The organism is Lentibacillus sp. (assembly GCF_035301675.1).
Classification (GTDB): domain Bacteria; phylum Bacillota; class Bacilli; order Bacillales; family Amphibacillaceae; genus Lentibacillus.
This window is the reverse complement of sequence record NZ_DATGTT010000060.1, coordinates 35,811-59,962: the sequence shown is the minus strand read 5'-3', so window position 1 is coordinate 59,962 and position 24,152 is coordinate 35,811. Positions and strand designations below refer to the sequence as shown.

Annotated in this window: 24 protein-coding genes; 18 read left to right on the top strand and 6 right to left on the bottom strand. The window is 43.5% G+C overall.

All coding sequences use genetic code 11. From position 1 onward, the window contains the following. Positions 1 to 486: 486 nt before the first annotated feature. Positions 487 to 1,230 carry an ABC transporter ATP-binding protein gene (locus tag VK097_RS10780; RefSeq protein ID WP_324211815.1) on the top strand — a complete coding sequence of 248 codons (744 nt, stop codon included), beginning with the start codon at positions 487 to 489 and terminating at the stop codon, positions 1,228 to 1,230. After that, complete coding sequence (locus tag VK097_RS10775; protein WP_324211814.1) at positions 1,223 to 2,437, top strand: ABC transporter permease; 1,215 nt, start codon at positions 1,223 to 1,225, stop codon at positions 2,435 to 2,437. The genes VK097_RS10780 and VK097_RS10775 overlap by 8 nt, the downstream gene beginning before the upstream one ends. A 40-nt stretch (positions 2,438 to 2,477) precedes the next feature. Here the strand turns inward: VK097_RS10775 and VK097_RS10770 are convergent, their stop codons facing one another. Both VK097_RS10770 and VK097_RS10765 read right to left on the bottom strand, forming a co-directional pair. Next, positions 2,478 to 3,647, bottom strand: a complete 1,170-nt coding sequence (locus tag VK097_RS10770) for an amidohydrolase (protein WP_324211813.1) — start codon at positions 3,645 to 3,647, stop codon at positions 2,478 to 2,480. Between the two features lie 247 nt (positions 3,648 to 3,894). Continuing rightward, the gene (locus tag VK097_RS10765; protein WP_324211812.1) at positions 3,895 to 4,329 is read right to left on the bottom strand and encodes a ferritin-like domain-containing protein; all 435 of its coding nucleotides are present in this window, start codon (positions 4,327 to 4,329) and stop codon (positions 3,895 to 3,897) included. Between the two features lie 171 nt (positions 4,330 to 4,500). Between VK097_RS10765 and VK097_RS10760 the strand changes: the two genes are divergently transcribed. From VK097_RS10760 to VK097_RS10735, 6 genes are all read left to right on the top strand, one after another. Beyond that, on the top strand, positions 4,501 to 5,148 hold the full coding sequence (locus tag VK097_RS10760) for a phosphatase PAP2 family protein (RefSeq protein WP_324211811.1): 648 nt from the start codon (positions 4,501 to 4,503) through the stop codon (positions 5,146 to 5,148). Positions 5,149 to 5,242: 94 nt separating this feature from the next. After that, entirely contained in the window at positions 5,243 to 5,998 is a 756-nt protein-coding gene (liaF, locus tag VK097_RS10755) for a cell wall-active antibiotics response protein LiaF (protein WP_324211810.1), read from the top strand. A 15-nt stretch (positions 5,999 to 6,013) separates the two neighbouring features. Further along, positions 6,014 to 7,051 carry a sensor histidine kinase gene (locus tag VK097_RS10750; protein WP_324211809.1) on the top strand — a complete coding sequence of 346 codons (1,038 nt, stop codon included), beginning with the start codon at positions 6,014 to 6,016 and terminating at the stop codon, positions 7,049 to 7,051. Positions 7,052 to 7,068: 17 nt separating this feature from the next. Then, the gene (locus tag VK097_RS10745; RefSeq protein ID WP_324211808.1) at positions 7,069 to 7,707 is read left to right on the top strand and encodes a response regulator transcription factor; all 639 of its coding nucleotides are present in this window, start codon (positions 7,069 to 7,071) and stop codon (positions 7,705 to 7,707) included. 80 nt (positions 7,708 to 7,787) lie between these two features. Further along, positions 7,788 to 8,216 carry a disulfide oxidoreductase gene (locus VK097_RS10740; protein WP_324211807.1) on the top strand — a complete coding sequence of 143 codons (429 nt, stop codon included), beginning with the start codon at positions 7,788 to 7,790 and terminating at the stop codon, positions 8,214 to 8,216. 3 nt (positions 8,217 to 8,219) lie between these two features. After that, on the top strand, positions 8,220 to 8,729 hold the full coding sequence (locus VK097_RS10735; RefSeq protein WP_324211806.1) for a thioredoxin family protein: 510 nt from the start codon (positions 8,220 to 8,222) through the stop codon (positions 8,727 to 8,729). An 81-nt stretch (positions 8,730 to 8,810) separates the two neighbouring features. Here the strand turns inward: VK097_RS10735 and VK097_RS10730 are convergent, their stop codons facing one another. Then, the gene (locus VK097_RS10730; protein ID WP_324211805.1) at positions 8,811 to 9,311 is read right to left on the bottom strand and encodes an antibiotic biosynthesis monooxygenase family protein; all 501 of its coding nucleotides are present in this window, start codon (positions 9,309 to 9,311) and stop codon (positions 8,811 to 8,813) included. A gap of 219 nt (positions 9,312 to 9,530) precedes the next feature. Here VK097_RS10730 and VK097_RS10725 point away from each other — a divergent pair, with 219 nt between their 5' ends. The 4 genes from VK097_RS10725 (at position 9,531) to hemY (ending at position 15,209) form a co-directional block, all read left to right on the top strand. After that, on the top strand, positions 9,531 to 11,660 hold the full coding sequence (locus VK097_RS10725; protein ID WP_324211804.1) for a transglycosylase domain-containing protein: 2,130 nt from the start codon (positions 9,531 to 9,533) through the stop codon (positions 11,658 to 11,660). Between the two features lie 145 nt (positions 11,661 to 11,805). Continuing rightward, positions 11,806 to 12,843 carry a uroporphyrinogen decarboxylase gene (gene hemE, locus VK097_RS10720; protein WP_324211803.1) on the top strand — a complete coding sequence of 346 codons (1,038 nt, stop codon included), beginning with the start codon at positions 11,806 to 11,808 and terminating at the stop codon, positions 12,841 to 12,843. Between the two features lie 24 nt (positions 12,844 to 12,867). After that, positions 12,868 to 13,806: a ferrochelatase gene (hemH, locus tag VK097_RS10715; RefSeq protein ID WP_324211802.1), complete on the top strand. Its 939-nt coding sequence runs from the start codon at positions 12,868 to 12,870 to the stop codon at positions 13,804 to 13,806. Then, complete coding sequence (gene hemY, locus VK097_RS10710) at positions 13,803 to 15,209, top strand: protoporphyrinogen oxidase (protein WP_324211801.1); 1,407 nt, start codon at positions 13,803 to 13,805, stop codon at positions 15,207 to 15,209. Before hemH ends, hemY begins: the two co-directional genes overlap by 4 nt. Before the next feature lie 379 nt (positions 15,210 to 15,588). Here the strand turns inward: hemY and pepF are convergent, their stop codons facing one another. Beyond that, positions 15,589 to 17,400, bottom strand: coding sequence for an oligoendopeptidase F (pepF, locus tag VK097_RS10705; RefSeq protein WP_324211800.1), 1,812 nt, complete (start codon positions 17,398 to 17,400; stop codon positions 15,589 to 15,591). Positions 17,401 to 17,619: 219 nt separating this feature from the next. Next, positions 17,620 to 17,748: a protein YhfH gene (yhfH, locus tag VK097_RS10700; RefSeq protein ID WP_324211799.1), complete on the bottom strand. Its 129-nt coding sequence runs from the start codon at positions 17,746 to 17,748 to the stop codon at positions 17,620 to 17,622. Between the two features lie 101 nt (positions 17,749 to 17,849). On the opposite strand from yhfH, the gene VK097_RS10695 reads away from it, so the two are divergent. The 4 genes from VK097_RS10695 to VK097_RS10680 all read left to right on the top strand — a co-directional run bounded on the left by VK097_RS10695 (position 17,850) and on the right by VK097_RS10680 (position 22,016). Continuing rightward, positions 17,850 to 18,584, top strand: coding sequence for an MBL fold metallo-hydrolase (locus VK097_RS10695; RefSeq protein ID WP_324211798.1), 735 nt, complete (start codon positions 17,850 to 17,852; stop codon positions 18,582 to 18,584). Positions 18,585 to 18,655: 71 nt separating this feature from the next. Continuing rightward, positions 18,656 to 19,651, top strand: a complete 996-nt coding sequence (gene lplA / locus VK097_RS10690) for a lipoate--protein ligase (protein WP_324211797.1) — start codon at positions 18,656 to 18,658, stop codon at positions 19,649 to 19,651. A 137-nt stretch (positions 19,652 to 19,788) separates the two neighbouring features. Continuing rightward, positions 19,789 to 21,327 (top strand): fatty acid--CoA ligase family protein, encoded by a 1,539-nt coding sequence (locus VK097_RS10685; RefSeq protein WP_324211796.1) that lies wholly within the window; start codon positions 19,789 to 19,791, stop codon positions 21,325 to 21,327. 167 nt (positions 21,328 to 21,494) lie between these two features. Beyond that, positions 21,495 to 22,016, top strand: a complete 522-nt coding sequence (locus tag VK097_RS10680) for a competence protein ComK (protein WP_324211795.1) — start codon at positions 21,495 to 21,497, stop codon at positions 22,014 to 22,016. Here the strand turns inward: VK097_RS10680 and VK097_RS10675 are convergent. Further along, a complete protein-coding gene (locus VK097_RS10675; RefSeq protein ID WP_324211794.1) occupies positions 21,964 to 22,353 on the bottom strand; it encodes a YhjD family protein in 390 nt (129 codons plus the stop codon). The two genes, VK097_RS10680 and VK097_RS10675, sit on opposite strands and share 53 nt — an antisense overlap. Before the next feature lie 251 nt (positions 22,354 to 22,604). On the opposite strand from VK097_RS10675, the gene VK097_RS10670 reads away from it, so the two are divergent. Further along, on the top strand, positions 22,605 to 23,267 hold the full coding sequence (locus VK097_RS10670; RefSeq protein ID WP_324211793.1) for a TVP38/TMEM64 family protein: 663 nt from the start codon (positions 22,605 to 22,607) through the stop codon (positions 23,265 to 23,267). Between the two features lie 68 nt (positions 23,268 to 23,335). Then, positions 23,336 to 23,890: a signal peptidase I gene (gene lepB, locus VK097_RS10665; protein ID WP_324211792.1), complete on the top strand. Its 555-nt coding sequence runs from the start codon at positions 23,336 to 23,338 to the stop codon at positions 23,888 to 23,890. Positions 23,891 to 24,152: the final 262 nt, after the last annotated feature.

Below are 24,152 nucleotides of genomic sequence, written 5' to 3'. Positions count from 1 at the left end.
GTTTATGGATTTGTAACAACACAACAATCATTCAGAAAACAAAAAAATAAACAGGTCAGGCCCATTCTTTAGGTGGGCCTGCCTGCTTTAAGAAGCAAGCGGATGGCAAAGCATCTAACGTTTGGGGACTTGTTAACCGTCAATCGCATATTGCTTTTAACGTTACAATAACCGATTTGTCAGATCCCAATACATTGGGATAATCCGGCAAATTGGTTAAGCATTAGATGGTACGGTAAGGCGTTGCATTCGTATCCGAAAATACGGAGCATTCAACCTTAAATGGGTCAATCATTTAATTATCGATCAGAGACACCTCATTTGTGTTCAGCGCGAAATTATATGATTTTGCCCATCCACTTAACTTCATTTGCTAGTGTTAACCGTTTATTTCTTTTTATACACTTTTTGTCGAAGAATTTGCTTTGGCACGTCAGATGAAACGTGGTAAAATTTTAACTAAGTGACAATTGGGAGGCAAGCTTTGTGGAACCTTTATTACATATCGCTGATTTGCATGGCGGTTATACACATAAAAACGTGCTGCACGGCATTTCGTTTGATGTCTATCCTGGCGAAATTGTCGGGTTGATCGGTTTGAATGGTGCCGGTAAAAGTACGACAATCAAATATATTATTGGGCTGATGCATGCTAAAAAAGGGAAAGTTGCGGTAAACGGGAAGACATTCCAGGAAAATCCGGAAACTTACCGGAATCAGATGGCGTATATACCGGAAATGCCGATTTTGTATGATGAATTAACATTATACGAGCATCTGCGGTTAACAGCTATGGCTTATAACATTTCAGAGGATGATTTTGAAAAAAGACTTCCGCCATTACTGAAAGAGTTCCGCATGGAAAAACGGCTGAAATGGTTCCCAACCCATTTTTCAAAAGGTATGCGGCAAAAAGTGATGATCATGTGCGCATTTTTGATTGAACCACCGTTATATATTGTGGACGAGCCGTTCGTCGGGCTTGATCCGCTTGGCATCAAATCCTATTTGCAGTTAATGGATGGCATGAAGGCAAACGGATCGGGAGTGCTCATGTCAACACATATTCTGGCAACAGCTGAACGGAACTGTGACCGGTTCATTATCCTGCATGAAGGCGAAATCCGAGCGGCCGGGACATTGGAGGAATTACGCAGAGGCTTTGATATGCCTGAAGCTGCGCTTGATGATTTATATGTGGAGCTGACGAAGGAAGATCATCATGTTTGATTCACATGCGTTTTTTAAGCAGCGGTTTGCGGCACATCTGAAAGAAACAAGCCGTTATCTCCGCTATATTTTTAATGGGCATATCGCGTTTGCCATGTTCTTTTTTGTTTCGGCAGCGGCCTATTACTATCAACAATGGCTCACGAATCTTCCTGAAGATTTTCCGACTGCCTGGATTGTTGGTATAACATTTGGGCTGCTGGTCAGTTACAGCCCTGTACGCACATTGCTGAAAGAACCGGATCTTGTTTTTCTGATTGCCGCAGAGAATAAAATGGGTTCCTATTTTCGCGATGCCCTGATTTACAGTTTTGTTATTCAGCTTTATATTATTTTGCTTGCCGGTGCCATGTTTGGTCCGTTGTATTTTGCTTCCTATCCGGACCGGACGGGCAACGTTTATTTACTGACATTGCTCATAGTCCTGATATTTAAATCCGGGAATCTGATTGCCAACTGGTGGATGCTGAAAATCAGGGAGCCGGGAACACGTCAGGTTGACCAGGCAGTGAGAGTACTGCTGAATGTGGCTGTTTTTTATTTTATCGTAGCGGGTGAAATGCTTTGGGCAGGGGTTACAACGGTCCTGTTCACACTTGTGTTTTTGTATGATTTGAATGTATCTCGAAAACAGCCCGGTATTCTATGGGACTTGCTGGTGGAAAAAGACCAAAACCGGATGCAGACATTTTATCGGATTGCCAACATGTTTACCGATGTTCCGCATTTAAAAAATCGTGTAAAGGGCAGACATTGGCTTGTGGCGCTTGTCAGCAGGGTGCCATTTGCTAATCGTTATACATTTGATTATTTGTACCGGATTTCGTTTGTCCGCAGCGGAGACTATTTGGGAATGTACATCAGACTGATTGTTATCGGCGGGCTGTTCATCTATTTTGTTCCGAACATTTGGATGAAACTGCTATTTGCACTGCTGTTTTTATACATGAGTGTTTTTCAGATGATGACATTGTATCATCATCACAGAACAGTTATGTGGCTTGATCTCTACCCGGTTCATGCGGGGGTGCGCCGGCAATCGCTTCTCAAGCTCTTGTTACAGCTGACATTCATTCAGACTGTCATTTTTGCCGTGTTGTTTTTGGTCATGCAGGAATGGATAGGTATGCTGGCTGTAATCATTGGCGGAACAGCTTTTAATTTTCTGTTCATACAGGGATATGTGAAGAAAAAGTTAATGGCATAGACAAGAGGCTGACCGCCTGGGGATCAGCCTCTTTTACTGTTCACTTCCCTTGATAATTAAAATACGCTGTAATTAACGTTTTGGCTGCGATAGGCATGGCACGTTCTTCAATATCAAATTTCGGATGATGGTGGGGGTAACTGTGGCCTTCCTTTTGTGCGCCTGTGAAAAAGAAGGCGCCCGGTTTTTCCATCGTGTAATAGGCAAAATCCTCGCCGGCCATAACCGGGTTGACCTCTTCAGCAGTTTCAATATCGTTAATATCTTCTGCCGCTTCAAGAACCAGTTCAGCTTCCTTCGCATTGTTGACGAGTGGCGGGTAGCCTTTTTCATAGTTGAATGAATAGGTTACATCATTGGCGATGCAAAGGCCTTCAATTACTCGTTCCATCTCACTGATGACCTGTTCCTGAATGTCCTCCTTTAAGTATCGAACCGTACCGACAAGTCTTGCTTTATCAGCGATGATATTAAACGCGCTGCCTGCTTCAAATTGCCCGATGGTGATGACAGCTGTTTCCAGCGGATCGAGACGTCTTGAAACAATTTGCTGCAGCTGGGAGACGAGCTGTGCCCCGATTGTAATGGCGTCTTTTGTCTGATGCGGATAGCCGCCATGACCGCCCTGACCCTGCACGATTATCTCAAAGCGGTCGGGACCGGCCATGAAGACGTCCTTTGATGTCTGCAGAACACGAAACGGGGTTGTTGCCCAAAGGTGAGTTCCGAAAACTGCATCGACATCATCAAGTGCACCTGATTCAGTAATCGGTTTCGCCCCGCCTGGAGCGTATTCTTCAGCATGCTGGTGCAGAAATACTATCGTCCCAGGCAGATCATCCTGAAACATTTTCATTGTTTTGGCTAGCATCAGCAGTTGTGCTGTATGCCCGTCATGACCGCACGCATGCATCACGCCGTCGACTTTTGATTTATAGGGAACGTCCTTCTCATCCTGAATCGGTAGTGCATCAAAATCAGCCCGCAGTGCAATTTTATTGCCCGGTTTTCCGCCTTTTAGTGTTGCCAGCACACCATTTCCGCCGACATGTGTTTGATAGGGGATACCCAGATGTTCGTAAAAATCGGCTATATACCGTGCTGTTTCGGTTTCTTGAAACGATACTTCCGGATATTGATGCAGATAGCGCCGGATGTCGACCATTTCAGGGTACAGTTCATCTAATTTTTTATGTATCTCCTGTAACAAAGGAATGCCCTCCTTTTTATCTGTTTTCCGACTATTATAACATTAATTCGATGCAGCAAGTAATTAATATGAAGGTGAAATGCTCGAGTTATCTGCATAAGAATGGAATTATCAACAGAACAATCGAAGTATCGACAGAAGAAAGGATATATCACCAGAAGAACAAAAGAAGTAAAGAGTGCGCTGTATGTCAGTTGATTGCAAAAAAAGCTCCGGAAATTCGCTTCCCGGAGCAGATTGTTATCTCTTAGTTAACTCTTGGATCGGTCAATAGACGTTGAATTTCTTCTTCATGACCTGTTTCGTCTGCGATCATATCTTCAATTTTTACAACTAACTCGGTGTAGCCTAACTTCTCAGCTTGTTGCTTGCGCTTCTCATAACGCTCAATAGTAGCTTTTTCAGCTTCCAATGAAGCTTCCAATAGATCTTTCACTTCTGTAGGCTGCGGGACATCAGCCGATTTTGTCGTTGGTGTTCCGCCTAATGATTTAATCTTTTCGGACAAGTACAGCGCATGTCCCATCTCGTCATTGATCTCGCCTTCGAAAAACGGCTTCAATGCAGAACGATATAATCCGGAAACAACGGATGCGCTATACGTATATTGAATGGCAGCTGCATATTCATGTGATAAATCTTCATTCAGTCCATCAATTAAATTTTGAAGTTCTTGATCCATACTATATCCCAACCTTTCTCATATAATGAGCACATAATTAATATACCCTTCATTATTTTTTTGAAACATGAGAGCAGGGGGGGACTTTTTCCTGAAAACTTTAAAAAGAAAATTTATCTGACTGTAATGGCAAAGAAAAATAAGATATGATGGAGTCAGGAGGTTTGGGACGTGTGGCATAGACGGAATTATTTCGTATTATTTTTATTAATGGCATTATTATTGGCAATAGGCATTTGGGTGTTTCGGATCATCAGCGGGAAAGTCCTTTATGTCGATCAGCTGACCCGCGACTTCGTTGAAAAATTGGATGATACCGCTGTTTTCACATTTTTTCGCTGGGTCACTGAGTTAGGGTCGGGTACTTTTTTAACACCCTTCACGATTTTAATGGCACTTGTGCTATGGTTCTTGTTTCGGGACTGGCTGCCGGCACTGGTATTTGCTCTTGGCACTTTGAGCAGTCATGGACTTAATATACTCATTAAACATCTCGTTGAGCGTGAACGCCCAAGTATTTTTGTCGCAGCTAATGCTGAAGGATTCAGTTTTCCATCCGGACATGCGATGATTCCAATGGTATGTTACGGACTGCTCGCTTACTTTCTTGCTAAAAAACTGACGTCGTCCCGAGCTGTTTTAATCGCTCAAATCAGTCTTGCACTGCTGGTTTTTATGATCGGAATCAGCCGTTATATCATTAACGTTCACTATTTAACGGATGTCCTTGCCGGATTCATTTTTGGTTTCATCTATCTGATCGGTTTGATTTATTTATATGAATGGCTGCAATATTTAAGATATCCGTCGCAAGGCTGAGACAAAAACATGCTGAGGACGATTACCGTTTATACAAACGTCATGTAAAATGGAGACTAAGAAAAATCTTAGCAGGGGGAGCGGGGTGAATTAATTGGGACGGTTTATGCAGTATGTTTTGGCGATTATTCTAATTTCGATTGGTGCAGCACTGGTGCTTGAGAATATCGGAATCATTGAATTTAATGTTAATAATGCCTGGCTGTACATTTATCCGATTTTGTTCATTATATTTGGACTGAAGTGGATGGCTGATCGCATCAGGCATCGCGGCGGCAGCTGGGTCTTCGGATCGTTTTTCTTCATCTTTGGCACACTGCTGCTGATTGACCGATTTGACGTGATTACCTTTCATTTTAATGATGTCTTTAAATTATGGCCGCTCTTGATCATTTATATAGGGTTTTCATTCATCAGCAGTACAAGGGGCTATAAGCGGACGTTTAAACATCACCGGAGAAAATACAAGGGGAAAGATGCCGGTGATTTTGGGTTTTTTTCAGTCGGCGAATATGAATACAGCCAGCCGAACTGGAAGGTTGAACCGATGAACTTAAGGAATATGGCGGGGGAATTTTACCTGGACTTTTCAAAAGCGTATATTCCAGAAGAAGAAATCCCGATTTCGATCAATTCTTTGGCTGGTGACGTTCATATAATCATTCCCGGGAATGTAGTGTTTCGGGTCGAAGCATTGGTCAAAGCCGGTGATATTGATATTGCCGGTCAGAAAAAGGATGGAATTAACCGGGCCATGAGGTATGAAACACCGGATTATGAAGAAGCAACACAAAAATTGGATTTGTTTATAAAAATACAGGCAGGCTCAATCAAAGTGGTCAAGGTTTAAGGGGGCAAGGGCTGAATGCTGAAAAAACTGAGCAGTATCCGCTATATGTACATTCGTTCCCATCTGTATGCGGTTTTTTTGACGACTATTCTATTACTGTCCACCCTGTTAAGCATTTATGTCATTTTTTCACCTAACTGGCTCTCGGTGGGAAGTATTGTTGCATTTATTTTGTTCTATGACCTGTTTGGAACCATCATATCCTTTTATGCCGGTTTTAAGTTTGGCGGACAAATGAAAGAACGGTTCGATAACTTGTCGGTTCTGATTACACAGTTTGCGAACGGCAATTATGATTATCGCATTTATTTTCATGAACGTGACGAGATAACGAGAATCAGCAATGAAATGAATGAACTTGGCGAAAAGCTGCAGAACCAGGTGATGTCTCTTAAGCGGATGGCTGATGAAAAAGCGGATTATGCCAAATCAGCGCACAAGGCTGCCGCCATGGAAGAGCGACAGCGGCTTGCCCGTGATTTGCATGATGCTGTCAGTCAGCAGCTGTTTGCCCTAACGATGATGTCGGAAGCGGCAGTCAGACAGGTTGATAAACAACCGGAAGCTGCCAGGTCACAGATTAAGGAAGTGGCAGAGACTGCATTAAAGGCGCAAACCGAGATGCGGGCACTGCTTCTTCATTTGCGGCCCGTTCATTTATCTGGGGACCCGTTGCCGGTTGGAATCAGAAAGCTAGTTGAAGAACTGCAGCATAAAACAAAATTGGAATTCACAGTTAATATTGATGATGACCTGACGCTTTCTGAGACGATAGAGGAGCATTTGTTCCGAATCATTCAGGAAGCATTATCAAATATATTGCGCCATGCCGGAGCGGACTTAGTAAAACTCGAACTTTTCACTCGTTCAAATGAACTCTTTTTGCACATTCGCGATGATGGACAGGGGTTTGACGCAGAAGAAAACAAAAATCGCAAAACATCGTACGGTCTGAAAACAATGAAAGAACGTACGGAAGAGCTTGGGGGAATATTCATAGTAAGGTCCGTCAAGGGGGAAGGGACGTACATTGATATTCGTATTCCGTGTTAAGTAAAGGGGGAGTTTAATTGATTCGGGTTGTCGTTGTTGATGATCATGAGGTCGTACGGAAAGGCATTGTGGCATATTTGCAGACAGAGGACGAAATAGATGTTGTCGGTGAGGCGTCGGGCGGTCATGAGGGGGCGGATTTGATTTTAGGCACCGAACCTGATGTGGTCCTGATGGATTTAATTATGGATAATGGCAGCGGGATTGACGCTACTGAAAAAGTGATGAAGCAGCTTCCGGCATGTAAAATTATTATTCTGACAAGTTTTTATGATGATAATCAGGTATTTCCTGCACTTGAGGCAGGTGCGTTTAGTTATCTTCTGAAAACCGCTTCCGCCTCGGAAATTGCCGATGCGATCAAAAAAGCTGCCAATGGTGAGAATGTGATTGAGTCAAAGGTAGCCGGGAAAATGATGTCCAGTTTCCGCAGCGGGGAGAAGAAACTGCATGAGGAATTAACCGAACGTGAGCTTGAAGTGCTTCTGAGTATTGGTGAGGGGCTTACAAATCAGGAAATAAGTGAAAAATTGTATATCGGTGTTAAAACAGTGAAAACACATGTAAGCAATGTTTTGTCCAAACTGGAGGTTCAGGATAGGACGCAAGCTGCTGTATATGTTCATAAAAATGCCTTATTTAAAGAAAATGATTAGCAGCTGAGAGACTTCTCTTTTGATTTTTCGCTGTTTTTAATTGTATAATACGTAAGAAAATGAAATGAGAGGACGTCCATATGGAAAACAAAAAAACAAATGAAACGCTGCTTATGATTATATGGGCGCAGTCACTTATCGCCACACTGGGCAGTCTGTTTTTCTCAGAAATCATGGGCTATGTGCCGTGTGAACTGTGCTGGATGCAACGGATTTTCATGTATCCGCTGGTCGTTATCTATGGGACGGCTCTTATTAAAAAAGATTTATCCATTGCACTACCTGGCTTAATTCTTAGTGGTATCGGCATGTTTATCTCGCTATACCATTATTTGGTACAAAAATTGCCGGCTCTGCAAGAAGCTGGAGGCTCGTGCGGGACAGTACCCTGTAATACGGAGTATGTGAATTATTTCGGTTTTGTCACGATACCATTTTTAGCGGGCATCGCTTTTATCATTATTTTTGTATTGCACATCATGCTGCTGAAAAATCGCGGGAGGAATTAATGAATGAAGAAGAAAATGCTGATTATTATCGGTTCGATTGTCGTATTATTTGCCGCCCTTTATTTTGTGATTGATTATAAAAATCAGCAGGCAACCGGCGGTGGTGATAACCCATATGGCACAGATGACTTGGAACAGGCAACTATTGATCAGTTGGATAACCCCAACTACCAGAATCAGATTTTACCGGATGAATTGGAAACAAAACTGAACAACGGTGAAGATATGATGGTTTATTTTTACGATCCGACATGTCCGCACTGTCAGGAATTAACACCGCGGCTTGTTCCTATTGCGGAAGACATGGGAGTAGATATGAAGAAACTGAATCTGCTTGAATTTCAAGCTGCGTGGGGAACATATGGAATTGAGAGTACACCAACACTTGTATACTTTGAAAATGGTGAAGAGGTCGACCGTGTGAACGGGGCCCAGTCAAATGAACTATTCCGGGCATTTTTCAATGAGTATGCCGTTAACGATTCAGGAAACAGTGATGAACAAGCAAGCTAAGGGAAACCCGGCTTGCTTGTTTTAGGCTCTTTTTGTGAAAGGTTGTTATTATCTAACCCGCAGCCCGCATACATTCACTCGTTATTCATCCATGTCGATCATCTGATATTTTGTCACAAATGGTCTGTCCAGGAAGTAAGCAGGCGGTTTAACGTCTCCGCCGTCTTTGTGTGCCTGTTTAAATTGATTCGAGTTCTTCCAGTTTTCAAAGTCAGCTTCTGAGCCCCATTGGGTCATGACTACATAGGTGTTGCCTTTTTTCGGCCGCAGTAGTCGGAAGGCCTGGAATCCGGGCATTGACTCTACATTTTGCTTACTTTGTTTGAATTTGTCCTCAAATATTGCCATTCCGTCATCAGCCACTGGGATATTGTTCATGACAACATAACCATTCTCTTGTAATGTACCGCTTGTGGTGACTGTTTCATATTCCTTGCCTGAAGCAAAGATGTTTTTCTTTTCATTTTCGTAATAAACTAAAGTACTGCCGCTTTCACGCATAAAATAAAAGTCGATGTTCGTATGTTTTTCCGGCAGCTTTTTCAAAAAGTCGAATGTTCCTTTTGTCATAAATACATTCATGACGTAACCCCCTAACAAATAATGTACCACTATGTTAACATACCCTTTTTGTTTGTACGTTAGTCCCCAAGCTTTCATTAAGGTTTCTTAGAAATCGTTTATTTTATGGTGATACTGAATTGGATGTCATTTAATAATAATTATTATTTAACAGTAAATATAATTCTTTCATCACTGCAAAAATTGTCGTATACTGATTTTGAGGTGAATTCACATAAGATGAAAAAGCTAAAATGGCTGTTGCTTTCACTAACTTTCATGTTGGGAATCGCAATCGTTGGATATGCTGTCATACTGTTCGGCGGAGGTCTAATCGCGGATGATGAGGATATGATTCTTGATGCCACAACAACGATTGAAACAAATGATGGAATGGTCATCGGCAAGTTATATGATGAAAACCGGATACCTGTCTCGCTCGAAAGTATTCCCGACCATGTCCAGGAAGCATTCATAGCTATAGAGGACAGGCGATTTTATGAGCATTCGGGAGTTGATTTCATTTCAGTTGTCCGTGCCGTTTATCGGGATATCGTGGCAATGGCAAAAGTGGAAGGCGCCAGCACAATCACTCAGCAGCTTGCGAAAAATTTATTTCTAAGCAATGATAAAACGTGGCTGCGCAAAACCAAAGAAGTGATGGCTGCCATTCACCTGGAGCGTACCTTAACCAAAAACGACATTCTGGAATTATACTTAAATGAAATCTATTTTGGTGAAGGTATCTACGGGATTGAAGCTGCATCCCGGAATTTTTTTAATAAATCAGCTGACGCGTTATCCTTAACAGAAGGAGCGCTTTTGGCAGGGATGGCGAAAGCACCGAACGGCTACTCGCCAATCCATCATCCCGAAAAAGCTGAGAACAGGCGGAATATTGTTCTGCAGGCAATGGAGGAAACCGGAACGATTTCAACTGAGGAACGGTTGGCGGCACAAGGGAAAACACTTGGGCTGGATGTGCAGGAATATGAGCCTAAACCATGGGCTGCAAGTTATATTGATCTTGTGATAAAAGAGGCAGAAGATGAATACGAGCTGTCGGCTGAAGAATTACAGCGCGGCGGCTATGAAATAGTTGTTAACATCGATCCTGAGATTCAGCAGGCTGCCTATGAAAAAATTCAGGATGGGTCCTATTTTCCGGGGAATACCGACGGGGCTGAAGGTGCCTTCGTGATGCTCGAACAGGCTTCAGGAAAAATTGCTGCAGCGATCGGGGGCAGGGATTACAAAATAGGTGATTTGAATCGTGTGACATTGAACCGACAACCGGGATCGGCCATGAAACCACTTGCTGTGTATGGTCCCGCCATGATGCAGGAAACGTATCGGCCGTATTCGCTGATTCCTGACCAAAAAATGGAAATAGACGGCTATACGGCAACGAATTATGATGACCGGTATGCTGGTGCGGTTTCTGTTTATGATGCTTTGGTGGAATCGAAAAATGCACCTTCCGTATGGCTGTTAAACGAAATAGGCATTTCGTATGCGAAGGAGTATTTGAAAAAACTGAACATGCCGATTGATGACGAGGGATTGGCAATCGCGTTAGGCGGCTTATCAGAAGGTGTGACACCTTTACAAATGGCAGAAAGCTACCACGTGTTTGTGAATGACGGTGAGATAATTGATGCGCTTGCGATCGAGCAAATCATCAACAGGAAAGACGAGGTTATCCATCAAGCAGAAGCCAAAACCGCTGAAGTGTTCAGCCCGCAAGTAGCCTGGAACATGACAGAGATATTATCCAGCGTTGTCACAGATGGCACCGGTCGTGCGGGCGATTTTCCGAAAGCGCTGGCTGGCAAAACCGGTTCGACCCAGCATCCGCATGTTGAAGGGGCAGTGAAAGACGCGTGGTTTGTCGGCTACACACCAGAGTATGTGAGTGCCGCCTGGATGGGGTATGACACGTCTGATGAAAATCATTATTTGACAACAGGAAGTGAGATGCCGACTAAACTGACAAAAGATATTTTAACAGAAATTGATAAACGGAAGAGTCTGGCAGCATCATTTGAAAAACCGGACAATGTGGCGGCATTGCCGGAACCGATTGATTTGCCGGAGAATATTACATTACATGGCGATTATTCGTTTGGCGGCTTTTCCTTATTCAATGGCAGACTTGAATGGACGAAGCCTGAAGATGACCGGATTGTTTATCATGTTTATCAGGAAAAGGAAGGGCTCGACGAACGGATCGGCAGAGTGGAAGGAGCCAGCGAATTTACAGTTGAACGTCTTCGGATTTTCGGTTCATCACGGTACTATGTCGTCCCGTATGATCCGCTGACCAAAACGGAAGGACAGAAATCAAATACGGTTGAACTGCCCATGTGAAGGTAATGCTGGTAGCAGGGCTGAAAACGAATCCCAATTTAGACAAATTGATGACAATCCCCGGTGTTTTCTATACAATAAAACGGGATATCGCTATAGTTAAAGTTAGGCAATTGTACTTACGTTGAGAAAAAGGGTGAAGTAAGTGACGAATAATTTTAATGATACAATCTTGAAAGCATACAACGGAGAAAAGACGGATTATACGCCTGCATGGTTTATGCGTCAGGCGGGCAGATCGCAGCAAGAATATCGCAAACTGAAGGAAAAATACTCCTTGTTTGAAATTACGCACCAGCCGGAATTATGCGCCTATGTTACGCGTCTTCCAGTGGAACACTACGAAGTTGATGCAGCTATTTTGTATAAGGATATTATGTCACCGCTGCCGTCACTTGGCATAGACGTTGAAATTAAAAAGGGCATCGGTCCGGTGATTGACAACCCGATTAGGAATTTTCAGGATGTTGAACGGCTGGGGATGATTAATCCGAAAACGGACGTGCCATATGTACTTGATACGATTCGTCTTTTGACGGAAGAACAGCTAAATGTGCCGCTCATTGGATTCAGTGGTGCCCCGTTTACATTGGCAAGTTATATGATTGAAGGCGGGCCATCCAAAAATTACAGTAAAACCAAAGCACTCATGTACAGTCAGCCGGATGTGTGGTTTACCCTGATGGATAAACTGGCGGACATGACGGTTGCTTATGTGAAGGCACAAATTGATGCCGGTGCCCGTGCGGTTCAAATTTTCGATTCATGGGTCGGCGCTTTGAACGCAGAGGATTACCGGTATTATATCAAACCGGTTATGAATCGGATTTTTACGGAACTCCGACCAAAAAATGTGCCGTTGATTGTGTTCGGTGTTGGTGCACGGCATCTGCTGATGGAATGGAACGATTTGCCGATTGATGTCATCGGACTTGATTGGCGCACGTCCATTCGTGAGGCAAGAGAATTGGGAGTTACCAAAGTATTGCAGGGTAATCTTGATCCGACAGTGCTACTCGCCGAATGGGACACAATTGAAACGAAAACGAAAGCCATTTTAGATGAAAGCATTGAACAGCAGGGAGCACATGTCTTTAACCTTGGTCACGGTGTCACACCGGACATAAAGCCGGAAACACTTAAGAGGTTGACAGAGCTTATTCATACGTATTCGAAACGATAAATTGAAACTGATGAGGTGTTGCAAATGGGAAAGAAAAAATTGGGACTGCTTGTGATGGCTTACGGAACGCCTTACAAGGAAGAAGACATTGAACCGTACTACACGGATATCCGCCATGGAAGAAAGCCATCCGAGGAAGCATTGCAGGATTTGAAAGACCGCTATAAGGCAATCGGCGGTATTTCACCGCTTGCCAGAATTACGGAAGAACAGACAAAAGCGCTGGAAGAAAAATTAAATGCCTCTCAGGATGATGTTGAATTCAAGGCATACATTGGTCTGAAGCATATCCACCCGTTTATTGAAGATGCTGTTGGGCAAATGGCGGAAGATGGTATTGAGGAAGCTGTTTCAATTGTTCTGGCACCGCATTATTCAACATTCAGCGTCAAATCGTATAACAAGCGTGCTAATGACACAGCTGAAAAATACGGGATTTCCATTGAATCAGTTGAAAGCTGGTATGACGAGCCGGGCTTTATCAAATACTGGGCTGACGAGATCAGTGCCGTTTATGATGAAATGCCTGCGGAAGAGCGGGAAAAAGCTGCCCTGGTCGTTTCCGCACACAGTCTCCCGGAAAAGATTTTGAAAGACGGCGACCCGTATCCTGACCAGCTGAAAGAAACAGCCCGTCTGATTTCTGAAGCGACCGGGATCACAAATTATGCAATCGGCTGGCAAAGTGAAGGGAACACCCCTGATCCATGGATTGGACCGGATGTTCAGGACCTGACCCGTGATTTATATGAGCAGAAAGGCTACCGTTCGTTTGTGTATGCGCCGGTCGGCTTTATTGCTGATCATCTGGAAGTGTTATATGACAATGATTACGAGTGTAAGGTGGTTTGTGATGAACTTGGGGCAAGCTATCACCGTCCGGAAATGCCGAATGCCAATCCGCAATTCATTGCCACACTTGCTGATGTTGTCATGAAAAAAGTGAAGCGTGAAGTGCGATGAGTAATTCGAAAAAGATATTGATAGCAGGCGGCGGCATAACAGGTTTATCCGCTGCCTACTATTTGCAAAAAGAGATTAACGAAAAGGATTTGCCGTGTGAGGTGAAGCTTGTCGAAGCAGGAAGCCGGCTTGGCGGCAAAATCAAAACAACCAGACGCAATGGTTTTGTCATTGAGCAGGGGCCTGACTCATTTTTATCGCGTAAACAGCCAGGTGTTAAACTGGTCAGAGAACTCGGATTAAGTGATCAGCTGGTTCGAAATGGCACCGGTCAATCCTTTATTCTTGTTCATAACAAATTGCATAAAATACCTAAAGGTTCTTATATGGGAGTCCCTGTTAGCCTTCGTCCATTTTTATCTTCGGGTATTTTTTCAACTCAGGGGAAACTTCGTGCCGGAATGGATTTTGTGCTGCCAAAAGGAAAAACAGGCGATCAGTCACTGGGAGGATTTTTCCGCCGGCGCTTTGGAAATGAGTTGGTAGAGAATTTAATCGAGCCGCTTCTGTCGGGGATTTATGCCGGTGACCTTGATGATATGGGCATTATGGCGACATTTCCGAACTTTTATCAGCTTGAACGGGAGCATCGCAGTCTGATGAAAGGCCTTCGGGAAACAATGCCGGAAAAAAAGGTTCAAAAAAAATCAGGCGGAAAAAAGCAGGGGATGTTTTACTCGTTCGAAAACGGACTGGAAACGTTGGTTGAACGTCTCGAGGAAGTCCTGGGCGATAGTGTTTCGCTCGGCATCGGAGTTGATCACGTCGAGAAGAAAGAGCATGGTTACCACGTTTTATTGAGCAATGGTGAAGTGTACAAGGCGGATGCGGTTGTGATGGCAACCCCGCATGATACTATGCCGAAGCTGTTCAGTCAATTTGATGTATTCGATGAATTCCAGGATATCCCGGCAACCTCTGTTGCCAATGTCGCCATGGCATTTGACGAATCAGTGGTTAAACAAGATATCGACGGAACCGGGTTTGTTGTATCACGAAACAGCGACTTTAGGATTACGGCATGCACCTGGACACATAAAAAATGGCCAAATGCCGCACCCGAAGGCAAAGCACTTGTCCGCTGCTACGTCGGCAGGCCAAGTGATCAGTCTGTTGTAGATTTATCAGATGACGAGATTACCGACATCGTCCTGAGTGATTTGAAAAAAACCATGGACATAACAGCAAAACCGGAATTCAGCGTTATCAGCCGCTGGAAAGATGCAATGCCACAGTATACCGTCGGACATACCGAACGGATTGCAAACGTACGGCAAAGGATGAGGCAGAAGCTTCCAGGCGTCTTTTTAGCCGGCAGTTCGTATGAAGGCGTCGGCATACCGGACTGTATTGATCAAGGGGAAAAAGCAGTTGCTAATGTAATGGAATATTTGCATGGTTAATTTTTGAGATCGGCATCAAATCGTATGTTTGATGCCGATCTTTTTGTTGAATAGGAAACTATAAATTCCGCGGTTGTGGATAGCACGGTAAGAACTTTCAAATTGATTCTCTCAATGATGCTGATGATACCATTCTCATAGTGCAGTTAAATGACTCATGGCGAATATCGGCAGAAGAAGCCAGGAATCTGCAGAAGAGAAATTAAATCAACAGAAGGCGGGGGAAATCAACAGATAAACGGTAATATCAACAGAAGAGAAAATTTATCTGCAGAAGAGTAATAGTATCGACAGAATACAGGCACTATCAACAGAAGCATCACCGGACAAACCTTCCAGATGTAAAAAGTGCCCCAGTCGAAACCGGGACACAGTGTTCCTATTCATAACTCTTTTCCAGTTCATCGACCAGCTTGCCGATATAGGAAACAGCTTCTCTGATGGCATCAGGCTGCGACATGTCGATACCTGCTGTTTTAGCGAGGTCGAGTGGTTTCATCGTACCGCCGGCCTTCAATACAGACAGCCAGCGATCGACGGCCGGCTGACCTTCTTCGCGGATCATTCCTGCCATAGCGGTCGAAATCGTGAGACCGGCTGAATACGTATATGGATATAAGCCCATATAATAGTGCGGCTGGCGCATCCACGTTAAACCGGCTCCTTCATCTACCGAGACGGCATCTCCCCAGAAGTTTTCGATTGCCTCTTTTTTCTGCTCGGACAAAACCGTTGCTGTCAGCGGTGTTCCTTCTTCAGCCAATGCATAAACGCGGCGCTGAAATTCTCCTTCCAGCAGATGGGTCACGAAGTTATGGTAATAGGTTCCAAGCAGCGAGCTGATTACCCAGCGTTTCATCCGCTTGTCATCGGTATTGGCCATCATATGGTCGGCAAGCAATAATTCGTTCAAAGTTGATGGTGCCTCTACGAAGTATGTTGATGGACTTGTATTTACAAGCGACTGATTTTTGCCGGCAAGATAGAAATGCCCGGCATGACCAAGTTCATGTGCCAGGACAAACGCTCCCCGCATCGTGTCTGTCCACGTTATTAAGATATAGGGATGAACACCATAAGGAGAGGCACAGAATGCGCCGGTCTGTTTTCCGACGTTGTCAGCCCGGTCAACCCAGCGGTTATTGATCCCTTTCTGAATGATATCACTGTACTCCGACCCCATAACCTGAAGCGCTTCACGTATCGTATCTGTCGCTTCCTTATATGTTGTCGCCGGATTAAACCCCGGATCAAGCGGCGCTTTCAGATCGGCGTAGCGCATTTCCTCAAGTCCGAGTTTTTCCTTTTTCAGTTTCGCGAAACGGCGCATATGTGGTGCCAATTCTTCCTGGATGACATCCAGCTGATTATGATACATATCTTTGGTTACCTGCTGTGGCTGAAGCAGCATATCCGTTACCGAATTATAGGTGCGCAGGCGTGACATTGTAACCTGTCTTGTCACTTCAGTAGCGTATGTTGCCGCATACGTGTTTTTGTATTGGTTCAGTGTTTTAATAAATGAGTCATACGCATTTCTGCGGGTATCTGTATCAGCTGATAATTCGTAACTGTCCTCGAAAAGAGCGGCTGACATTGGCAGCTCATTGCCATCACCGTCCTTTATAGGATCAAATTGCATGTCAGCGGATTTGCTCCGTTCATAGATCATGAATGGTGCACTATGTACCTCATCAAGTGCAGCGAGTGTTTTTTCAATTTCAGGCGCCAGCGTGAACGGTTTTTTCTCCAATATGTCATCAAGCATTTTCCGGTACGTTTCCAGCTCCGGTTCTTCGCTTATGAAATGGTCGATCATATCGTCCGTTAATTGCAGCAGTTCATTTTCAACGAAGGATAATTTCGCACCAATCGCGGCCATTGCAGCTGATACTTTGGCGGAATCCGCCTGGTTTTGCGGGTCAGATCCGTCGGTACTCGATTTCAGATTGGCGTATGTCGCTACACGGATCAGTCGCTTTTCAAAATTTTTCTTTGCTTTCAGACCGTTTAACAGATTTTCGGCGCTTAATACCAGCTTGCCTTTAAATTGGGTAACATCACTGACATTTGCCTGAAGGGCCTTTAATTCATGTTCCCATTCTTCGCGGGAAGCAAATAAGTCAGTTAAATCCCATGTCTGTTCTTCAGGCACTTCAGTTCGTGTCATACGTTTCGTTTGTGTGGTCATAACATTACTCCCTTCCAGATTATTTCGCTTCTCTAATAAATTATAGAATAAAAATAACTGATTTAACATCATTTCCGAGATTTTTATAAAAAATCACGGGATAAGTGTCCGTTTTACAGTGAATAATTATGAAAGCATAAAAAAATACAACTGTATCAAAACAGCTGTATCAATGGAAAGGCAGTGGATAGTACAGTAAAATGAAAATGAAGTTTCACTTTATCTCGCAGGATGGTCACATTCGTCACAAAGGTTGCCGTAACAGTCAGCTTTCTCATACATCTCGTGACCGCAATTGCGGCATTTTTTTCGCGGCAGATTTCTGAAAAACTCAACAACGTTCATCATGTCTAACATCCCCTTTTGATTTGGTAAACTCATTGTATTATAACAGTATGCAACATGTCAATACTGTGTTACAACAAAATTTAAATTTGAGGTGATTTTTTATGAAAATAACGATTGTCGGCTGTTGGGGCGGGTATCCTGCGCCGGGCGGAGCAACGTCAGCATATATGCTGGAAAAAGATGATTTTACATTACTGATTGATGCCGGAAGCGGTTCATTGTCAAAACTGCAAAACATGAGACATGTCATGGATCTTGATGCGGTCATTCTGTCCCATTATCATCATGACCATGTAGCCGATATCGGCGTTTTGCAGTATGCATGGCTGGTCCAGTCCTATATTCATGAAAGCAATGAAATCCTGCCGATATATGGTCATACGGAAGATAAGGAAGGATTCAAGTCATTAACACATAAAAAAACAGAAGGAGTCGCATACGAGCCAAGCGAAACATTGGAAACTGGCCCGTTCTCCATCACGTTTTTAAAGACGGAACATCCGGTGCCATGCTACGGCATGCGGATCACCGATGGAAGAACGACACTTGTTTACACCGCCGATACCGCCTTTAAGGAAGAATGGTATGAGTTTGCCAAAGATGCGGATTTCTTAATTGCGGACTGTAACTTTTATGAAGATCAGGATGGCTCATCGGCAGGGCATATGACAAGCAAGGAGGGGGCTGTGATCGCTGATAAAGCAAATGTCGGAAAATTGATTCTCAGCCATCTGCCGCAATATCGTGACAACAATGATCTGGTAAAAGAAGCAGAACAATACTTCGACGGGAGTATTGAACTCGCAGCAGAAGGTCTCGTGTGGGAAAAGTCGTAATTTTTGCCTGAAACCGATATTTTTATTAGACTACAAAATAGGACGTTAGAATTACAAAGGGAGGACGGATCATGAAATTTATTGATAACCAGGGCATTACCGATCCGGCTATAAATCTGGCAATCGAAGAATATATTTTGCAGAATTTCGGGGAAAAAGATACATATTTATTATTTTATATCAACAACCCCTCGATTATCGTCGGCCGGAATCAGAACTCAGTTGAAGAAATCAATACCGAATACGTGGATGATAACGGCATTAAAGTTGTCCGCAGGCTTTCCGGCGGCGGTGCGGTCTACCATGATCAGCAGAATCTTAATTTCAGTTTTATTACGAAAGATGACGGGGAAAGCTTCCAGGATTTCGAGAAATTTACCCAGCCTATTGTTGACGCACTGAATAAGCTGGGGGTGCCTGCTGAAATGAAAGGACGGAATGATCTGGCTGTTGAAGGCCGCAAAATTTCCGGGAATGCCATGTTCTCAACAAAGGGACGCATGTTCAGCCATGGTACATTGATGCTTGATTCAGAAATTGAAAATGTCGTATCAGCCTTGAATGTAAATAAGGAAAAAATCGAGTCAAAAGGCATCAAATCAATTCGCAGCCGTGTCGCCAATATCTCTGAGTATCTTGATGAAAAGATTTCGATGGACGAGTTTAAAGAAATGATTCTGAAATACGTTTTTGATGTGGAAGATGTCAAAGATGTGCCACAGTATGAGCTGACTGAAGCCGATTGGGAAGAAATCCATAAAATCTCGGAAAACCGCTACCAAAAATGGGAATGGAACTATGGCAGGTCACCTAAATTCAACGTGCAGGCATCACATAAGTTTGATGCTGGTCTGGTCGATGTTCGTCTTGATGTTAAAAACGGGATGATTGAAAACTGCAAAATCTACGGAGACTTTTTCGGATTGGGAGAAATAAGCGATCTTGAAAATGAATTGACAGACGTACGCCATGAGCGTAAAGCAATCCAGGAAGCACTGGCAGATGTTGATGTCCCGTATTACCTTGGCAAAATTCCAAAAGATGAATTTATTAAATTGCTGTATTAATACAGTGCAAAGCCGGCTCTATAATTCATGGGCCGGTTTTTAAGTCAGTTTTGGCAAGCGCTTTCTCTTGAATTTCCATAGTTGCTGTTTTACAATAAAATGAATGATTATTCATTCAATTCAAGGAGAGAGAAACTGTGAATATAACTAAACAATTAACAATGACCGCGAGAAAAAACCGTCACAAACCAGCCTATATTTTCCAGGACCAGGAAACAAGCTATATAGAGCTTGAAGGCGCCGTGACAAAATTTGCTTCTCGGCTGCAGCAGCTTGGCTATAAGAAAGGGGACCATATTGCCCTTGTCGTTGGAAATAGCCCATATTATATTATCGGGTTATACGGCGCATTGCGTATGGGTGCCGTAGTCATTCCGGTCAATCCAATGTACACATCACATGAAATGTCTTACATTTTGCGGAATGGGGATGTGAAAGCAATCATCACAATGGATGTGTTATTGGAGAAATTTGAGCCGATTGCAGATCAGCTTCCTGATGTCCGGTATTACATAACTTGTGAAAGCGGTGCCGATATAGCACACGACAAAAGTCCGTTATCAGCAAAAATGAAATCGTTTACGCAAATGATCGAGGAAGGCAGCCTGGGGTTTGACGATCCGGGATCAGATGATGAGGATACGGCGATTATTCTTTACACCTCTGGAACGACGGGGGAACCAAAGGGCGCCATGCTGTCCCATAAAAATATTTACTCGAATGCGAAAGACGTTGCTGATTATTTAACCATTAACGGGGAAGATCGGGTGATCGCTGCATTGCCGATGTTCCATGTGTTCTGTCTGACGGTTGCGGTGAATGCACCGCTGATGAATGGCGGAACGGTATTGATTATGCCGAAATTCTCACCACAGGAAGTGTTCCGGGTTGCGCGTGTTCATGAAGCAACCATTTTTGCAGGTGTGCCGACTATGTACAATTATCTGCTGCAAAGTGCCGAAAACGGTCAAAGTGATTTTTCTGGCATCCGTTTATGTATTTCCGGTGGGTCAGCGATGCCGATTTCACTGCTGAAAGGTTTTGAAAAGGCTTTCGATGTCAAGGTTTCTGAAGGTTACGGGCTGTCGGAGTCCTCACCGGTTACATGTTTCAATCCGCTTGACCGTCCGCGCAAGCCGGGTTCAATTGGGACCAGTATTCTCAATGTGGAAAATAAAGTTGTCGACGAGTTCAGCGAGGAAGTGCCGCCTGGTGAAGTCGGCGAATTGATTGTTCGTGGTCCGAATGTTATGAAGGGCTACTATAAAATGGAGGAAGAAACGACTGCAGCGTTAAGAGATGGCTGGCTCTACACCGGTGACATGGCACGAATGGATGATGAAGGGTATTTTTATATTGTCGACCGGAAAAAAGATATGGTTTTGGTGGGTGGATTTAATGTATATCCGCGCGAGGTGGAAGAGGTGCTTTATGACCATCCCGGTGTAGCGGAAGCGGCTGTGATTGGAACACCGCATCCCGAATCAGGCGAATCCGTTCTTGCTTTTATTGTCGCAAGCGATTCTTCATTGGATGAAGCGGCTTTATTGGAATTTTGTAAAGGACATCTGGCCAAATATAAAGTTCCGTCGAAAATGGAATTCATGGACGAACTGCCGAAGAACACGACAGGGAAAATATTGCGGAAGAACCTGCGTGAATGGATAGCACAATAAGCGCAGAGGTGTTCCGGCAACGCGGAGCACCTCTTCTGTTTTTTGAACACGCACTTTCGGGGTAATTTTAAGAAAATAGTGAAATTTATATTGTCTTTTTTATTTAGAATTGGTAAATTATAGGTATACCTCTTTCTTTTCATGATACATGAAAGGATGAAAAAAGAATGATAGATAATTTTTATTCTTCATCACACGAAGTGACTCCCCTTACAATGGCAGTTATCGCGCAGCAGAATGAAAACGGAAGTACCAGTACACTGGTTTTGGAAGAGCACGAAGAATATTCTGTTCCCCACCCCCCAAGTAAAATTATTGATTATGCATGCAAGTTCTTTGGGAGCAGCCTGCGTGGCAGACAGGATGGAACACGCGGCATTTGCGGTATCACACATAAAGCCCCCGTCTCCATTGATCCAACCAGCGGCATGTATTTTTTTCCCACGACTTCGCCTGCCAACCCAAAATGTTCATGGATTGCCCATTCACATATTGACCAGGTAAATCAGGGCCCGGGAAGGCAGACGGAGATAGTTTTTAAGAATCATAAATCCATTCTTTTTGAAATTTCATTTGGTTCAATGCTCAATCAGGTGCAGCGGACGGCGCAATACCGGTATTTATTGGACAACCGTATCAAGTATTTGCAGAATCATGCTGCTGATAAAGTGGCAGAGCCTTTTGCATAAGTTCCTGAATGATCGTTTCCACTTTTTTGCGGATTGCCGGGTTAAAATAATTTCGCTTCTCTTCACGTCCCCTGCAAAGAAATAAGTAAGATGAAAAGGAATCATTTTTATTCAGTGTAACGACCCGAATCTTTTGATCCTGCATCGCTTTTTGCAGCCTTCTGCGTTCATTTGCGGCTTCGGTATTCATTTTTTCCAAAAGGTCTATATAAGGTTCTTTTATTTTAAATGTGCCGTTCCGGATGTTGTAAAGATCCTGCTGAATAACCACCATCGCCATTGAAAGAAACAGGAAGCGTGAAGCAAGCTGTAATTCTTCGTCATTCAGATAGCGCATGTCATCCCCTCCGTAACCGAACATTAGTTCTGCATTTTATTATATGATAAAATGAACAAAAAATACACTAAAAAATTTTATATAAGGTAAAATGGAGAGAAAGAGGTATATACAGCCTTGTCAAAAGGCGTACCAAAGTAAAATTTTCGGTAATGGCTGCTGAATCTACGAATGACGGATAAATTAAAACAAAAACAGTTATACTGGAAAATAGACGAAAAAGACGCTTCAGATTAAGGGGACAAAGATACATGTATTTGTTAAACGTCAGCATTATGGACTGGAGAATTTGGCTTGAGCAGGACAAGTTGGACGAGTATCTCCAGCATTTGTTAAATGAATACGAAAGTCTGGGGCCTTTACCGGGCATTCTTTTGCCATTTATTGAGGCCTTCCTCCCATTTTTGCCACTGATTGTGTTCGTAATGGCCAATGCAGCGGCTTATGGTCTGTGGAAAGGTTTTATATTATCGTGGGCAGGGGCATGCGTCGGTGCGATAATGGTATTTTTACTTATTCGAAAACTTGGGGACAAACGGTTATTCAGGGCAATAAGCCGGAACAAGCAAGTGGTTCGAGTGACCACTTGGGTGGAGCGGCATGGTTTCGGTCCGCTCTTTCTATTAATGTGTTTTCCATTCTCCCCGTCGTCGGTGATCAACGTTGTATCGGCGCTGTCAAAAATTAATATACGGCAGTTTATCCTGGCGGTACTCATGGGTAAGACGGTCATGATTTTTTCGATTGCCTTTGTCGGTTCGAGCATCGTTGAATTTGCACAGAAGCCGGTCAGAACAATTGTTGTCGGAGTTTGTATTGTCCTGTTCTGGCTGTTTGGGAAATATATTGAGAGGCGTCTGCAACGAAAGACGATCATAAGGGAAATTTCCGAGCGTGAACAGGTTAAAAAGTGAATAAACAGGGTAGACTAGTATAAGTGGAATGTCGCCAAGAAACTTGTCATACCCTGGAGGAAACTGAAATGAATAAGAGATATTTTCGTAAAATAATGCCGGTCATACTATTTGCATTGGTTCTGGCCATTATTTTCCGGTCTAACTTGTTTGCTAGTTATATTGTCAATGGCGAATCAATGGAACCAACGTTGTATGACGGCAATCTATTGATGGTCAATAAAGTGGTTTATAACCTGACAGATATAGAACGCTTCGATATTGTTGTGTTCCATGCGGATGAACAGGATGATTATGTCAAGCGGGTCGTCGGTTTGCCCGGCGATGAGATTGTTTACAAGGATGATAAATTGTATATTAACGGTGAATATATAGAAGAACCTTTTCTGAAGCGATTTCGAAAAATGAGCGATAAAGAGCCATATACGAAAGATTTCACGCTGGAAGGTGTCACTGGAAAAACCGAAGTGCCTGAAGGAAAACTGTTCGTGATGGGAGATAACCGCGGCGAAAGTCTCGATAGCCGTGAAATCGGGTTTGTTAACGCCGAAACAATTGTCGGGAAAGTGGATGTCAAGTACTGGCCGTTCTCAGAAATGCAATTAAGTTTCGGGGAAAAGTAGAAACTTCATTCAGTGGGCGCTTTTCCCACTGAATGTTAGTTGAACAAATCGGGCATTTATAGATCGTCAGCCGTTATTATCCGGCCGTTTGCTGGAATGAAAAACATACGTTTGTAAAGTGTCTAAAACCTGTTTCTCTGTTAAAATGAGAAATAGGTTTTATTATTTTATAGTGGCATAGGTGAGACCCCGCAGGGCGTCAGCCTGAGGAGGCTCACCAGCCGCCCGCGGAAAGCGGCGTGTATTTTCGGAGCGGTAGAAG